Raw genomic sequence first — 14,574 nt, forward strand, 5'->3', positions numbered from 1 at the left:
CTGGGTTTGCGTTCGGTGTGCCGTACGTTCGCGTATCCGAATTCGACGTTCGGGGTGGTCAGGGGGTGTGGGTGGCTTGCCAGCGGGTGCGGTGGGCGGCGGCTTCGGCTTCGGCTGTGGCGAGGGCGGCTGCGGGGAGGGGTTCGGCGGACCAGGTGCGGAGGACATCCGCCATGCGGGTGACGAAGCGGGTGCCGGTCGGGGTGAGTTTGCCGCTGGTCAGGAGGGTGTCGGCGGTGATCAGGGCGGCTGAGCGCCAGCGGGCGTACTCGGCCTGGGCGGCGGGGCCGGGGCGGGAGCGCCAGAAGCCGGCGACGCCCATGTGGGCGTAGGTGCCGTGGAGGAGGCCGGCGGCGGGGCGGGGGTCCTCTCGCCACGGCGCGTAGAACAGCGCGTCCTGGTCCGGCTCGACCAGCGCGAACAGGTCCATCAACGCCACCAGCTTGCTGTGCTGCGCCTCGTGCACGAGCGTCACGGCCAACGTCTCCGCGTCCGGCATCGGGGACAGGAACACGCAGCCGAACGCGTCGGCCAACGTCGCGCTGCTGGTGCCCGAAGGCGAGGACGGCATCGGCGTGATGACCGAGACGACCTCGGCGAACTCCGACGCCAACGCCGGGTGGTCACGGGCCAGCAGGTCCCACGCCGACCGGAGCGCATCGCGCCACCAAAGCAGGTCGACGGACGGCGCGACCGGCAGTTCGGGCGGCACCCCGCCACCGGCCCACAGGTCCACCTGGAGCGACGACCCGCCCAGATCGATCTCCGGCAACGCCTCGTAAGCCAACCCCGGCCCCACCACCACACCCAACGACGGCAGCGAGAACACCTCCACCGGCGGGAGCGCCAGGTCCACCGCCATCCCCGCCCGCACCGCCGCCGCGGCCGCCGTGAACGCCAACTCCCCAGGTCGAGCGGCCGCACCCCGTCGCATCGCCAACGCCGTCCGCGTCGCCCACGCACCGACCGACGGGTGGTCCAGCACCCGATCGACCGCCGCCGGCGCCACCCGCGCCACCTCGCACAACAGCGAGAACGCCGGCCGCGCCGCCGGATCGACCGCGATGGACCTGATCATCAGCAACGTCCGGCTGCGCCGGGCCAGCCGCAACGTCCGCACCGCCGACACCCCGCCCCCACCGCGCGCGAGGGCGTCGAAGTCGGAAGCGGAGACCCGGAACGGCGCGACGGTCACGCCAACACCGCCAAGTCCGCCGCCACCCGCGACCGCACGTGCCCGATCAGCCGCGCCAGGTCCCGGCAGTACACCGACGGCCGGTCGAACCCGGCGCCCTCCCGGAACCGGTGCGCCCGCAACCCGCCACCGCACACCCGCACCACCGGGCACCGCCGGCACTCACCCGACAACCCGGCCAACCCCGAACGCCCGGCCCGCACCTCCGGCAGCTCCAACGCCGCGTCGAACGCATCGCGCGCCACGTGCAGCCCGGTCGCCGAGGCGGCGGGGGAGGAGGAAGCCAGGATGTCCGACGCCTCGATCGAGCCGTCGGTCTCCACCACCACCTGACCGGACGGACTCAGCCCGATCCCCTCCACCCCGGAACGCCCGCCCAGCAACACCGCCAGCAACTCGTCGAACAACCGAACCCGCGTCCGCGGCTTCCCGTACCAGTCGTCGAACACCGCGATCAGCCAATCCGCATAGGGCGTCGAGAGCGCGTCGGCGGCACGTCCGGGCGGCGGTGCGGACCAGTTACCGTGCGGCAGCAGGAAATCCACCGCGGGCGGTGAGAATTCCAGCAACGACTCGTAGGTGCGCACCGGATCGTGGCGCACATCCACCACGCACAGCAGACCGCCGTACACCGCCGGGAACGAGCGCAACGACTCCAACGCCGCGCGCACCGCCGCCCAACTCCCGGTGCCGTCCGGCCGCACGCGGTGCCGGTCGTGCGCTTCCGGCGTGCCATCCACGCTCACCCCGACCCGAACACCGAGCGAGGAGAACAACTCCAGGAATTCACGGTCCAGCAAAGTCGCGTTCGTCTGCACGGTGAACCGCACTTCAGCGGGCACGACCGAGCGAAACCGCGAGACCAGGGACTCGATCGCGGCACGTCCCGCGAGCAACGGTTCCCCGCCGTGCAACACCACTTCCACCTCGGACAACCCGTGTCCGCGCACGTGTTCGGCCACCCGTTCGGCGGTGTGCGCGACGATCTCCGGCGACATCACCCGAGGCCGGGAACGCCACCGCTGGTCGGCCAGTTCGTAGACGTAGCAGTAGTCGCACGCCAGGTTGCACCGGCTGTGCACCTTCAGCACGAACTGCCGGAACGGCAGTCCAGCCATTGAACCCACCGTCGTCGATCCCCGGATTTTCCCCACCCCCACGTGCAATCAAACACAGCACGCCGTCGGCTACCTCCGCCAATCGGAGGATTCCCGACAGTGACCGTTGTCGTTCACTACGATGGGAAGTGCGCCGTCGGCGGAGCCGGCAATGAGGCGTGGAGCCGAGAAACCCGCAGCATTGCGGTGAGGGGGTACACCGGACATGGCTGATGAACCCGTCCTGGAGTCCGAACTCCTGGACGTGACGGGCGTGGACCTGGCCCGATTGGCCGATCTGCCGGACACCGCGCTGCGCGCCGCGCTGCACCGGATCCTCGCGGAGAACGCCGAACTGCCCAACCGGTTCGCCGCGTTCGAGAGTTCCCTGTGAGCCGGGAGTTCCCGGTGAGCGCAGTTGCGATGAGCGGGGCCATTCGGGTGAAACGCGGCTGAGTCGCGGACACGCGGCCCGCGATCCCGGTATTCCCAAGTCCCCCCGCCGCTCTGGAGCAGCAGATGAGCACTACCGCCCCGACCCACACCGGGGTCACCGCCTTCCTGTCGGCGACCGGAGGCACCGGTCGCACCAGCGCGGTGGCGAACCTGGCGTGGGCGCTGGCCGCGGCCGGGCAGCGGGTCCTGGTGGTGGACTGGGGTTCCGAGGTGCCGCAGGTCCGCGAGTACCTGGAGCCGTTCCTGGTGGGCCGCCTCGGCCTGCCGGACGCGCTGGGCCGCGGTCTGCTGGCCGCCTACCGGGCGGACCCGTTGCGCGACGAAGACCCGGCGCCGGCCATCGAGCGGTTCGCACCACCCGCCGGCGACGTCACCCGGCCCGGTCACATCGACGTGGTCTCGCCGATGCCGACCGACGCGGCGGGCCGTCCCCAGCCTGAGACCCGGCACGGTGACGCGGGCGCGATGGCCGAACTGCGCGCCCGGTTGACCGAGTCCGACTACGACCAGGTGCTGATCGACGCGCCGACCGGTGCGGGCGACGAGTCGCTGACGTTGATCGCGACGCTGTGCGAGCTGGCGGTGGTGTGCTTCCGGCCGCGTCCCCGGGCCATCGCGGACGCGGCGGACCTGGCCGCACGGCTGCGCAAGCGGGCGCCGATCCGGATCGACGTGGTGCCGGTGGCCACGCTGTTCGACGACGCGGACGAGCTGTCCCGCGCCCAGCGCATCCGCTCCGCCATCCACGCGGCGTTCGCCGAACTGCTGGCCGGGCAGGCGAAGCGGGTGCCGGACGGCGGCACGATCGAGATCCCGTACCGCCCGTTCGACGCGTTCGACCCGCTGCTGGCGATACTGGTCGAGGAGCCGACGAGCGGCGGCGTGCTGGAGGCCCAGTACGGCAGGCTGGCCGCAGCGGTGACCGATGGCGCGGTGACCGAGGTGACCCCGGTGTCGCCGGTGCTGCGGGCCCGCTACCGGCGGGTGTTCGGGCTGACGTCGGCCGCCGAGCCGGACCGGGTGGTCCTCGTGCACGCCCCGCGTGACCGGCCGTGGGCCGACTGGGTGCGCGGCCAGTTGGAACGCGCGGGCGCCCAGGTCCGCCGCCTGTCCGATGCGGAAGAGTGGTTCGAGTCCGACGTCCCGCTCGGCGTGGTGGTGCTGTCCTCGCCGCACCTGGGCCCGGTGGAGCTGCCCGACCGGCCGCTGACGGTGCTGCGACTGGTCTTGTCGGAGGACGAGTCGGTAGACGGCGCGCTGTCCGTGCACGAGCACACCCCGGAGACGTTGAGCGCCCGGCTGCTGGGCCACTTCGGCCTGATCGACCGGCCCGGCACGGTGCACGAGCCGGGCATGCGGATGCCCGGCAGCGACCCGCAGGTGTTCGACCTGCCGCCGCGCCACCCCGGTTTCGTGGGGCGTGACGAGGACCTGGAGGCGTTGCGCGACCAGTTCGCCGAGGCGGGTGACGCGCGGGCGGTGGTGACGGTCAACGGCGTGCCCGGCGTCGGCAAGAGCGAGTTGGCGCTGGAGTACGCCTACCGGTTCTCGTCGGACTACGCGGCGGTGTGGTGGCTGTCCGCGCACGACCGGCAGTCCGTGCTGACCGGTCTGGCGGAGATGGCCGTCCGGCTGCGCCAGCCGGGTTCGACCGACTACGGCACGCTGTCCGCGCTGGAACGGCTGGCGAACGACCCGGCGTACGGGCGGTTCCTGCTGGTCTACGACAACGCCGACGACCCGGAGCTGATCGCCGACCTGCTGCCGGCGGGCACCACCGGGCACGTGCTGATCACGTCCGGTCCTGCGGCCGGGCAAGCCGTCGAGCTGGTGCCGATGCGCGCGGACGACAGCGTGCGCCTGCTGCTCGACCGCGTGCCGGGGCTGACCGCGGACGACGCGGAGCGGGTCGCGGACGCCGTCGACCACCTGCCGTTGGCGCTGGACCTGGCGTCGTCCTGGCTCGGCGAGACGGCGCGGGTCGAGGTGGGCGCGGGCTCCCGGGACGCCGACGCCGCGACCTGGGCCACCCGCACCCTGTTCGAACGCCTCGGCCGGTCCGAAATGGACGGTGTGGCGCGGGTCGTGGACGTCGCGGTGGACGCGTTGCGGGACAACGCCACCGGGCGGCTCGCGGTGCTGGTCGCGCAGCTGTGCGCGTTCCTGTCTCCGGAAGGCGCGGACCTGGGTCTGGTGCGCTCGCCCGCGTTCGTCGGCCGGGTGATCCAGGCGGGCGGGGTGGACGCCGAGCCGTTGGAGCTGGACGCCGCCGAGATCGACCGGGTGCTCTGGTACGGCGCGCGGTACGGGCTGTTCCGCGTCGACTGGGGCGACCAGTACTCGCTGCGCCTGCACCGCGTCGTGCAGAGCGCGCTGCGCGACCGGATGAACCCGACCGAACGGGAGGCACGGCAGGCGGACGTGCTGAGCGCGCTGGCCGCGTTGGCGCCGACCGAGGTCGAGGACAACTCGCCGACCCGGCACGCCCGGTTCGCCGAGTTGCAGAAGCACGTCATCCCGTCCGGCGCGATGGGCAGCACGGACCCGAAGGTGCGCCGCTGGCTGGTCAACCAGGTGCGGTTCCTGTTCACCGACGGCGGCGCGGGCGTGCGCCGGGCCGCGCTCGGACCCGGCCGCGCCCTGCTGGACGCGTGGACCCGGCTGTTCGGCCCGGCCGACCCGCTGCGCAACCGGCTGGCCGCGGAACTGGCCAACGTGCACCGTGTGCTGGGCGACCCGGCCGAGGCGCTCCGGCTGGACGACCTGGCGTTGGCCCAGCAGCGCCGCGCCCTGGACCTCACCCACCCGCGTCCGCTGATCACCGCCCGCGGCCGGGGCGGCGACCTGCGCGGGCTCGGCCTGTTCGCCGAGGCGCTGGCCGAGGACCAGGCGACCTGGGAGGGCCTGCGCTCGGTGCTCGGCGACGACCACCCGGACACCCGGCGTGCGGCGAACAACCTGGCGTCCTCGATGTTCCTGTCCGGTGACGCGGCCGGAGCGCTCGTCCTGGAGGAGGACAACCACCGCCGCCGACGCCGGCTGTTCGGCACCGGTGACACGCGGACGTGGGCCTCGCTCGCGCAGATCGGGCTCTACCAGCGGGAGTTGGGCCGCTACCCGGAGGCGCTGGCCTCGCTGCTGCTCGCCTCGCAGCAGTTGCAGGCGCTGCGGCAGGAGCTGAACCAGACCCAGATCGGCGTGCACTGGAACTACGCGATCGCGTTGCGCCTGGCCGGCCGGCCCAAGGCGGCCAAGGAACGCACCGGCAAGGCGTTGCGCGACTACCGCGAGGTCATCGGCCCGCACCACCCCTACACGCTGGGCTGCGCGCTGAGCTTCGCGGCCGACCACCGCCGCGTCGGCGGCGACCCGGAGCTGGCGGTGGAACTGGCCCGCACCGCGTTGACCGGCTTCCAGCAGCACGTCGGCCTGCGCGACCACCACCCGTTCGTCGCGCTGTGCAAGCTCGGGCTCGGCCTGGCGCTGCGCGCGGCGGGCGACCAGGCGGGCGCGGTGAGCCACGTGGAGGTCGCGACCGAGACCCTGCGCTCCCACCTGGGCGACACGCACCCGTGGACGCTGGCGGCGGCCGTGGACCAGGCACGGGTGCTCGCCGCGGCGGGTGAGGCGGACCGGGCCGCCGAACTGATCGCCGAAACCTACACCGACTGCGTGGAGTTCCTGGGGCACGATCATCCGCACACCGCCGCGGCGGCCCACAACCTGCGACTCGCGGCGCACCCGACCGACCAGGACTGGCGGGAGTGCGATGTCGACATCCCGCACACCTGAGCGCGCAGGAGGGACCGGCGTGGAGCTGCACGAGGAGCAGGCCGAGCACGTCGGCCCCGAGTTCGACCTGGCCAGGCTGTCGTGCCGCGCGGCGATCGAGCAGACCCCCGCGTTGCACTACCTCGCGCACTACAGCAGCGGCGTGTTCGACTTCGGCATCGACGCGCTCGGCGACCCCGTGCCCGCGCCCGACGCGCTGCCCGACGCGTTGCCCGGCGGCACCCGGCGCGAGGAGCTCAAGCGGCTGGGCAGGCACCTGACGTTCCAAGTCGCCGCGCTGGACCGGTCCCTGCAGGAGGTGCGCACCGGTCGGCTGATCCGCACCGTCCTGCACACCGAGGAGGGCGCGCTGTTCTGCGACTCCGTCGTGCCGACCGAGCACGTCGTCGGCCTGGTGCTGGACCACGCGGGCGCCGGGCCGCTGTTCGGGCACCCGGCGGTGGACGAGGCGGACCGGGCGGTGGCCGGCCTCGCCACCCGGCTGCGCGCCCAGCTCAGCCTCGGCTCGCTCAACCCCGGCGGGTGGGAGAGCGCGCAGGACGTCACCCCGCTGCCGGTCGACGTGGAGGCCGAACCGCACGTGACGGCGGGGGAGGGGCCGCTGACCGCGTGCCTGGCGGCGGTGCGGGCGCAGGACCTGCACCTGGTCGCGCACGTCGTGGGCGGCGAGGTGCGGGCGATGGTCGACTGCCTGGGCGATCCGTCGCTGGCCCCGTTCTTCAAGCAGATCACCGTGGACGCGCGCCGGCGGTTCTACCACGGCTTCGTGCAGGAGCTGGGCGCGTTGACCACCAAGCTGAACCGGGCGGTGAGCCCCGTGGTCGGCGGGCTGATGGAACGGCTGGTGCTGGACGTCGAGATGGGCTCGATCTACTACTACCGGCTGAGCGCCGGGGAATACCTGGCCGGGGTGACGATCGACCAGTCGCGGGTGCGTGCGGCGGATGACCGGATGTCGGCGCTGGCCGTCGAACTCACTCCGATCGGTCCTTGAACGCTCACCCATCGCTGCCTACCGTGTAATGGTGACGCCCGTGATCCGTTCCGCCGCGCTCTTGGCGGCCCTCGGCGCGGGCTGGATCGCCGCGTGGCAGCTCGGACTTCGTGAAGTCGACCAGTCGCCGGCCTACGGGTTGTTCATCACCGCGTTGCTGGGTTTCGGTTTGTACGCGAGCACCAGCGGGATCGTGATCGCGGAATTCCGGAAACAGTTGCGTGTTGTCGTTCTCGCGGTAACGCTCGGTGTGCTCGCCAAAGTCGCACTGATCTTCGGCGTGATGTTCTTCGTGTTCCGCGACCCGAACCACCTGATCCTCGCGGTGGCGGTGGCGCAGATCGACCCGCTGTCGGTGGCCGCGATGCGGGCCAAGTCGAAGATGTCGGACTCGGCGAAGGCGCTGCTGTCGGCGTGGGCGTCGTTCGACGACCCGATCACCGTGCTGCTCACCGTGTACATCACCACGTTCGCGCTCCAGGGCGGCACGGTCGGCGGCGCGGGGTCGTTCGCGGTCAACCTGGTGCTGAACCTGGCGTTGGCCGGGGTGGCGTTCATGCTGTGGACGCTGGTGCGCGGCCGGGTGCGGCGGGCCGAGTCGGGCGGGCGGCTGGTCCGGTACTCCGTGCGCGCGGCCATGGTCGTGGTCGTGCTGGCCATCGGGTTCGTCGCCGTGCAGTACGCGTTGCTGCTGGCGTTGGCGCTGCTGGGCCTGTTCTTCCGGCCGAACCTGGGCCGGTGGGTGGACGGGCTGGCCGAAGCCGGCATGTTCGCCGCGATCGCCGCCGTGGGCCTGGTGCTGGCCGCCGAGTTCAGCTGGGCGTTGGCCGCCGTCGGCGTGGTGCTCGGCGTGGCGGCGTTCGGCGCACAGGCCGTGGTGGCGGTCGTGCTGACGGTGCCGAAGCGTTGGCGCGGCGACCGGATGCGGCTCGCGCTGGGCCAGCAGAACGGCCTGACCGCGATCATCCTGGCGTTGCTGCTGGAACCGACGTTCCCCGGCTCCATCGCCGTAGTCGCTCCCGCCGTCGTCGTGGTGAACCTGCTCAACGCCACGACAAACGGCGCCTACGACCGTCTCCGCCCGCCCAAGCCCGCGCGCGAACCGGTGCGCAAGGCAAAGCCCCAGCTGCACGTCCGTCAGCCCGCCACCGCACCACCCGTCGCCGCCTTCCCCCAGGTGAAGCCCATGCCCTGACGGGTGAGGCCAATGCTCAGGTCAGGCGGGGGAGGAGCGGAAGACGGCGCGGCGGACGCGGGGGCTGAGGTCGGTCAGGGCGTCTTCGACGCGGGTGCGGCGGGAGCTCTGGTTGACCTCGGCCACGAGGCCGCCGGTGCGGGCCGACCAGGGCGGCAGCTTGAACAGCGGCTCCAGGCGGAACACCGGCAGGAACTCCACGATGCCGTCGTAGATGCCGCACAGCTCGTCGAGTTGTTCCTCGGCGTCCGGGTCGCCGGACGACCGGTACCACTGCGCCACGGCGGCGCGGAAGGCCTGCACGGCCTTCTGCATGAACACCGCCTGGGTCGCGGCCTGGGTGAACTCCGGTGTGCGCAGGCGTCGGTGCACCGCCTCCTGGGTGGCGGTCGGTGCGTGGTCGAACGACTCCTGGAACATCACGTCGATCTGCGTCAGCTCCTCCAACGCGTCCACCGCGTCCCGGAACAGCCGCTCGACCTCGCCGGGCAGCCTGGCGGTCTCCGTCCGGGTCGGCGTGCCGCCCGCCAACGCGCCCAGCTGCCGCTGGATCGCCCCGAGCTGCCGGTCCGATGACGCCCGGACCCCGTCCATGTGCTCCGCCAGCTGCTCGATGACCCCGTAGATGCTCGACTGCTGCCGGGTCAGCCGGTCCATTCGCGACCGCAGCGCGGACAACGGGTCCGGGTCGCCGCCCAGCCGCTGGCTCGTCGCGCCGATCAGCGCCTTGAAGTCGTCCGCGAACGTCCGCTCGACGTAGACCAGCGGCTCCCGGCCCAGCAGCTCCCGCAGCTGGATCACCACACCGTCCGCGACCACCCCGTTGACCAGCAGGATGAGTTCGGCGTCCGGTTCGGCCTCGCGGACCGCCGAGATCCGCCGCATCACCGCGTCGAGGTCGGCGTTGTCCAGCAGCGACCGGGTGATCAGCACGGCGCACCCGCCGGTGCGGTCGGGGAAGGTGACCCAGAAGTCCACCAGCGAGTCATCGGTCACCAGGAGCAGGTGCCGGCGCAGGTAGTCCAGGCCGTTGGCGTCGAGCAGCCGGCGCACCACGCCGTCGATGTCGTCGGAGCTGAGCGACCCGAACAGGTCACGCGCCGCCTGCCGCACCATGTCGTCGGTGACCACGAAGTCCTTGCCGGGCGTGGGGGCCCGGTCGTCGGCCATCCGGAACACCCGGTGGCACAACCGGATCACGTTGCGCGGGTTGCCGCCCGCGATGTCCCGCAGGTACCGGGTGGTGTCCACGGTGAACGGCGCCAGCTGCCGCGTGCCGAACACCTGCGCCTGCGCCAGCATGATGAACTCGCGCACCTCGCCCTGGCTGAGCCCGGACATCACCACCGTGTAAGGGATGCGCTGCCGCACGGCGGGCGGCAGCACGGACTTGAAGTCCGGCAGCCCGCACAGCACCAGGCACGCGCCGGCCTTGGCGAACACCTGGAGCAGGCTCTGGAACGCGGCCATGGTGCGGGCCTGCGGGCGGCTGTCCGCGGAGAAGATCTTGTCCAGCTCGTCCACCGCCAGCACGAACCGCCGCTGCCGCCCGCCGAACAGCAGGGCGAACACGCCCATCGCCTCCAGCGCGGCCACCTCGGTGTCGATCGGCGTGGTGATGCCCCGCTCCACCAGCACCTGGTCCGGCGCGCCGCCGAGCAGCCACGACCACACCGAGTGCTCGAAACCGGGCCGCAGCAGGAGGGTGAGCGCGGTGCCGAAGTCCTTGTTGTTGGTGACCTCGCGCAGCGTGTCCTGGACCTTGCGCAGCAGCGCGCTCTCCATCAGGCCCAGCCGTTCGACGACCTCCTGCGGCTCCAACTGCCTGCTGCCAAGCCACTCCAGCATGTCGCTGGTCAGGCCGCTGCTCTGGAGCGAGTCCGCGACGATGTCCGCGTAGTACTCGCTGACCTGGGCGCGCACGCCCTCACGGCCCAGCTTCTGCATGAACCGGCGGTACAGCTCGATGAAGCTCTCCGCGGTCGCGTCGAGGTACAGCGCGTGCGACGGGTCCGCCAGCACCTGCCGGGCGTGCCGGACCAGCCGCACCGCCAGGTGCGTCTTGCCGGTGCCGTAGTCGCCGAGCACGGCCACCACGGTGCCGGTGCGGTCACGGCCGCCGCGCGCGGGCGGCGCGTCGAGGTAGGTGGTGAGGTGCGCGAGCGCCTGCCGCGTCGCGTCCGTGGTGATCGCCACCTCGACCGCGTCCGGGTCGGCGTCGAAGTCCGTGATCCGGGCGACCGCCATCGGCGAGAAGGGGTTCTTCCGCGGGGGCGGGAGATCGCTGCTACCGCTCATGGCCCATTCCCCAGTCCATTCCGGGACTTCTTGTTCAAGAACGCTCGGATGTCCTCGACGGACACCAGATCGATTTCGGTGTAGCCCAGCCCCGAATCGAGTCGGTGCTCGTAGGTGCCGTGTAGATATCTTTGCAGCATCGCGACCGTCTGGCAGAGTTTCGCGACCAATTCCATCGCGTCGTCACTGATCCGCGGATAACTTCCCACTTCCGTGTGACGCGACAGCCGGTCTTTGGTGAATCGTTCCGCGTCACCGGGATCGAGCGGACCCACGTACAAGGTGATCGGCGGGACCCAGGTTTCCATCCGCCGCACCACGTCGGCCACCTCGTCCGGGCCGAGATAGGCGGACTCCGTCAGGAACAGCACTTTCGCGCTGCTGTACATCCGCGCGTAGTTGACCACTTCGTCCACCAGCTCGTTCGGACTGGGCAGCAGCACGACGACCGCGATGTCCTCGCGCAACGCCCGGCCGAGGCCCGGGAAGACGCGCCGCGGCACGTCCCGGTTGCGCTCCAGCCGGTCCGCGGCCTCGGGCCGCAGCGCGTCGTGGTCCACCAGCAGGTCGAACATCTGGTCGCAGACCCGGACGGCGCGCTGCTCGATGGACAGCTGCTGGTCGGTCGGCAGGCACCCGGTCAGGTCCAGCACGACGCCGCGCATCCCGAGCACCGCCAGCTCGCCCGCGACCCAGTCCGCGCACCGGTTGACCAGCGCCGTCTTGCCGCAACCGGACTCGCCGCTGACCAGCACCAGCCGGCCGTCCTCCAGCAGCCCGGTCAGGTCGCCCATCTCCTGCTGGAACTCCTGGAAGGCGCTCTCGGTGCCGTCCACGGGCACGTAGTAAGTCCGGTGCGCCTGCCGGTCCCACGGCCGCAGCGGCCGCATCGGCGTGCTCTCCCACCCCGGCAGCGGGAACGGGTTGACCGGCCTTCGGGGCGCGGTCACCACGCCGCTCCCGCCCGCCCGCGGTCCATGCCCACCCCCGTCGCCTCGCGGCGGCCTACCGAAAGCTTCAGCCTACCGACGGAGAGTCGCACACGGATGCGAATCCGTTGAGCGGCCTACCCGATCGGCCCATTCCCGTTACTACTATCGGGAGTGGAATCAATGAGCGTGGTGAACCCCTCACCACGCAGCCGGCGCGTAGTCCTTCAGGAAGCAGCCATACAGGTCTTCGCCGAGTTCACCGCGCACGATCGGGTCATACACCCGGGCCGCGCCGTCGACCAGGTCCAGCGGCGCGTGGAAACCCTCGGCGGCCAGCCGCATCTTGGTCGGGTGCGGCCGTTCGTCGGTGATCCAGCCGGTGTCGACCGCGGTCATCAGGATGCCGTCGGTCAGCATCTCCTCGGCGCTGGTGCGGGTCAGCATGTTCAACGCGGCCTTGGCCATGTTCGTGTGCGGGTGGCCCGGTCCCTTGTAGGCGCGGCTGAACTGGCCTTCCATCGCCGAAACGTTCACCACGTACTTGCGGCGCGCGGGTGCGGCGGCCATCGCCGGGCGCAGCCGGGAGATCAGGATGAACGGCGCGGTGCTGTTGCACAGCTGCACTTCCAGCAGCTCCACCGGGTCCACCTCGTTGACCCGCTGCACCCAGCTGTTGACCGCTGCCTCGTCCGGCACCAGTCCGCCCGCGTCGATCTCCTTGGAGCCGGCGGTGAGCGCCAGCGCCGTCACGGCCGGGATCGTGTCGGCCAACGTGCCCGCCAACGCCACCGGGTGCGCGGACATGGTGTGACCGAACGTCACCAGTTCGGGCAGCGGGCCGGACGGCAGCGCGGCCGATTCCGCCGCGACCAGCGGCGCGTAGGCGTTGGAGGACCGGCGCACGGTCTGCGCGGCGTTGTTGATCAGGATGTCCAGCGGCCCGGCGGCGGCCACCGAGTCGGCCAGCTGCACGACCTGCGCCGGGTCGCGCAGGTCGATGCCGACCACGCGGAGCCGGTGCAGCCAGTCGGCGCTGTCGGGCATGGACGCGAACCGGCGCACCGCGTCGCGCGGGAACCGGGTGGTGATGGTGGTGTGCGCGCCGTCGCGGAGCAGCCGCAGCGCGATGTACATGCCGATCTTGGCCCGGCCGCCGGTGAGCAGCGCGCGCTTGCCGGTCAGGTCCGCGCCCTGGTCGCGCTTGGCCCGGTTCAGCGCCGCGCAGTCCGGGCACAGCTGGTGGTAGAACGCGTCCACCTCGGTGTACCGGCGCTTGCACGTGTAGCAGGACCGGGCGCGCAGCAGCGTGCCCGCTTTCGCGCCGGGGTCCGGCTCGCGCAGCAGCAGGCCGCGGGTCTCGTCGTCGATGCGGGACGGCGAGCCGGTCGCGGTCGCCTCGATGACGGCGCGGTCGTTGGCCGTGATGGTGGCGCGGCGGTCGGCCTTGCGGCGCTTGCGGAGGTTCTTCCAGATACCGGAGGTGGCCCGGCGGACGGCTACCGCGTCGGGGTGCTCGGTGTCCAGTTCGTCCACTTGGGCGAGCACCCGTAGGGCGATTTCCAGTTCGGCGGGGTCAATCGACACGCTCAGTACTCTACCTCCGGCGAAATTTGCCCCCGCCCGGTGAAATTCGCGTGAGGCACCGCTAGGGTGCCCGGCATGCCTACAGCGGGTACCGGCCCACGGGTGCGCCGGCTGGCCCATCCCGACGCCGACATCCGGGCGCGCGCCCTCGGCCTGCCCCGCGGTCGCCCCGTTCTCGCGGTGTTCGGCTCGGCCGATGCCTTGGACACCGAACTCGCCGCCAGAGTGCTGCCGGTGCTGCGTGCGGTACTCGCCGCCGCCGCGAAGGCGGACGCCGTCGTGATCACGACGGGTGCCGATGTCGGTGTCACGCACCTGATCGGGTTGGCCGCCGAATCGTTGGAGGGCCGGTGGCCGCGGTTGGTCGGTGTCGCGCCGTCGGGCCGGGTGGCCACGGAGGACGCCGAGCCCGCCGCGGGTGAGGTACGGCTCAACGTGAACCACGACACGGCGGTGCTCGTGCCGGGGTCGCAGTGGGGCGAGGAGGTGCCCGCGCTGTTCCGCGCGGTGGACGCCGTCGCCGGGTCCAAGCGCCCGGCGCTCGCGCTGCTGATCGGTGGCGACGCCGTGGCACGGGCCGCGCTCGTCGACCACCTCGGCCGCGACCGGCCGCTGCTCGTGCTCGCGGGCACCGGGGCGCTGGCCGACGAGATCGCCGGCGGCAAGCTCGATGACCCCGACGCGGACCCCATCGCCCCCACCGCTGCCATTACGCCAGCCACCAGTGCTCCCGCCGCCTCTCCCGACCCTGGCGCTGACGCTTTCGTCGGTGCCGGTGCTGTTGGTGGCGATGCTGTGGGCGAGTCGGCGGTTGCCGGCGGTGTCGGATACCCGGCGGGCGTTGGCGGCGCGGGCGACACCGCGACCGTGAGCGTTGCCGGCGATCTGGCCGGTGCGGGTGCGCGGAACGAGACGATGAGCAGGCTGCTGTTCGGCGCGCTGTCGGCGGGCGCGAGCACGATCGCGGGCGCGTCCGATCCGCGCAAGGCCAGCGCCGAGGTGGAACGGACGATTGTCCGGGTGGTCGAAGG

At 72.0% G+C, this 14,574-nt stretch carries 9 protein-coding genes and 1 pseudogene; 5 read left to right on the forward strand and 5 right to left on the reverse strand.

Annotation, left to right across the window (positions count from 1 at the left end):
- Window positions 1-58: 58 nt before the first annotated feature.
- Window positions 59-1,195: an aKG-HExxH-type peptide beta-hydroxylase gene (locus tag ALI22I_RS17230; RefSeq protein WP_077006511.1), complete on the reverse strand. Its 1,137-nt coding sequence runs from the start codon at window positions 1,193-1,195 to the stop codon at window positions 59-61.
- Window positions 1,192-2,313 (reverse strand): FxsB family cyclophane-forming radical SAM/SPASM peptide maturase, encoded by a 1,122-nt coding sequence (locus ALI22I_RS17235; protein WP_077006512.1) that lies wholly within the window; start codon window positions 2,311-2,313, stop codon window positions 1,192-1,194. The genes ALI22I_RS17230 and ALI22I_RS17235 overlap by 4 nt, the downstream gene beginning before the upstream one ends.
- A 205-nt stretch (window positions 2,314-2,518) precedes the next feature.
- Between ALI22I_RS17235 and fxsA the strand changes: the two genes are divergently transcribed.
- From fxsA to ALI22I_RS17255, 4 genes are all read left to right on the forward strand, one after another.
- Entirely contained in the window at window positions 2,519-2,686 is a 168-nt protein-coding gene (gene fxsA, locus ALI22I_RS17240; protein ID WP_077006513.1) for an FxSxx-COOH cyclophane-containing RiPP peptide, read from the forward strand.
- A gap of 125 nt (window positions 2,687-2,811) precedes the next feature.
- Window positions 2,812-6,540 (forward strand): FxSxx-COOH system tetratricopeptide repeat protein, encoded by a 3,729-nt coding sequence (fxsT, locus tag ALI22I_RS17245; protein WP_077006514.1) that lies wholly within the window; start codon window positions 2,812-2,814, stop codon window positions 6,538-6,540.
- Between the two features lie 19 nt (window positions 6,541-6,559).
- Window positions 6,560-7,534, forward strand: coding sequence for a hypothetical protein (locus ALI22I_RS17250; protein WP_077006515.1), 975 nt, complete (start codon window positions 6,560-6,562; stop codon window positions 7,532-7,534).
- Between the two features lie 40 nt (window positions 7,535-7,574).
- Window positions 7,575-8,729, forward strand: a complete 1,155-nt coding sequence (locus ALI22I_RS17255; RefSeq protein ID WP_143532249.1) for a hypothetical protein — start codon at window positions 7,575-7,577, stop codon at window positions 8,727-8,729.
- Between the two features lie 21 nt (window positions 8,730-8,750).
- On the opposite strand, the gene ALI22I_RS17260 is transcribed toward ALI22I_RS17255, so the two are convergent.
- The 3 genes from ALI22I_RS17260 to ALI22I_RS17270 all read right to left on the reverse strand — a co-directional run bounded on the left by ALI22I_RS17260 (window position 8,751) and on the right by ALI22I_RS17270 (window position 13,543).
- A complete protein-coding gene (locus ALI22I_RS17260; RefSeq protein WP_077006517.1) occupies window positions 8,751-11,027 on the reverse strand; it encodes a hypothetical protein in 2,277 nt (758 codons plus the stop codon).
- Window positions 11,024-11,977: an ATP-binding protein gene (locus ALI22I_RS17265; protein ID WP_143532250.1), complete on the reverse strand. Its 954-nt coding sequence runs from the start codon at window positions 11,975-11,977 to the stop codon at window positions 11,024-11,026. The genes ALI22I_RS17260 and ALI22I_RS17265 overlap by 4 nt, the downstream gene beginning before the upstream one ends.
- A 180-nt stretch (window positions 11,978-12,157) precedes the next feature.
- Complete coding sequence (locus tag ALI22I_RS17270) at window positions 12,158-13,543, reverse strand: SDR family NAD(P)-dependent oxidoreductase (RefSeq protein ID WP_077006519.1); 1,386 nt, start codon at window positions 13,541-13,543, stop codon at window positions 12,158-12,160.
- 75 nt (window positions 13,544-13,618) lie between these two features.
- On the opposite strand from ALI22I_RS17270, the pseudogene ALI22I_RS53730 reads away from it, so the two are divergent.
- Window positions 13,619-14,574 (forward strand): annotated as a pseudogene (locus ALI22I_RS53730) (hypothetical protein); the annotation flags it as partial.

The organism is Saccharothrix sp. ALI-22-I (assembly GCF_001984175.1).
Classification (GTDB): Bacteria; Actinomycetota; Actinomycetes; order Mycobacteriales; family Pseudonocardiaceae; genus Actinosynnema.

Bases quoted from the DNA above. Each gene is read 5' to 3' on its own strand.
- ALI22I_RS17235 (WP_077006512.1), bottom strand. From the start codon at position 2,313: ATGGCTGGACTGCCGTTCCGGCAGTTCGTGCTGAAGGTGCACAGCCGG.
- fxsA (WP_077006513.1), top strand. From the start codon at position 2,519: ATGGCTGATGAACCCGTCCTGGAGTCCGAACTCCTGGACGTGACGGGC.
- ALI22I_RS17260 (WP_077006517.1), bottom strand. From the start codon at position 11,027: ATGAGCGGTAGCAGCGATCTCCCGCCCCCGCGGAAGAACCCCTTCTCG.
- fxsT (WP_077006514.1), top strand. From the start codon at position 2,812: ATGAGCACTACCGCCCCGACCCACACCGGGGTCACCGCCTTCCTGTCG.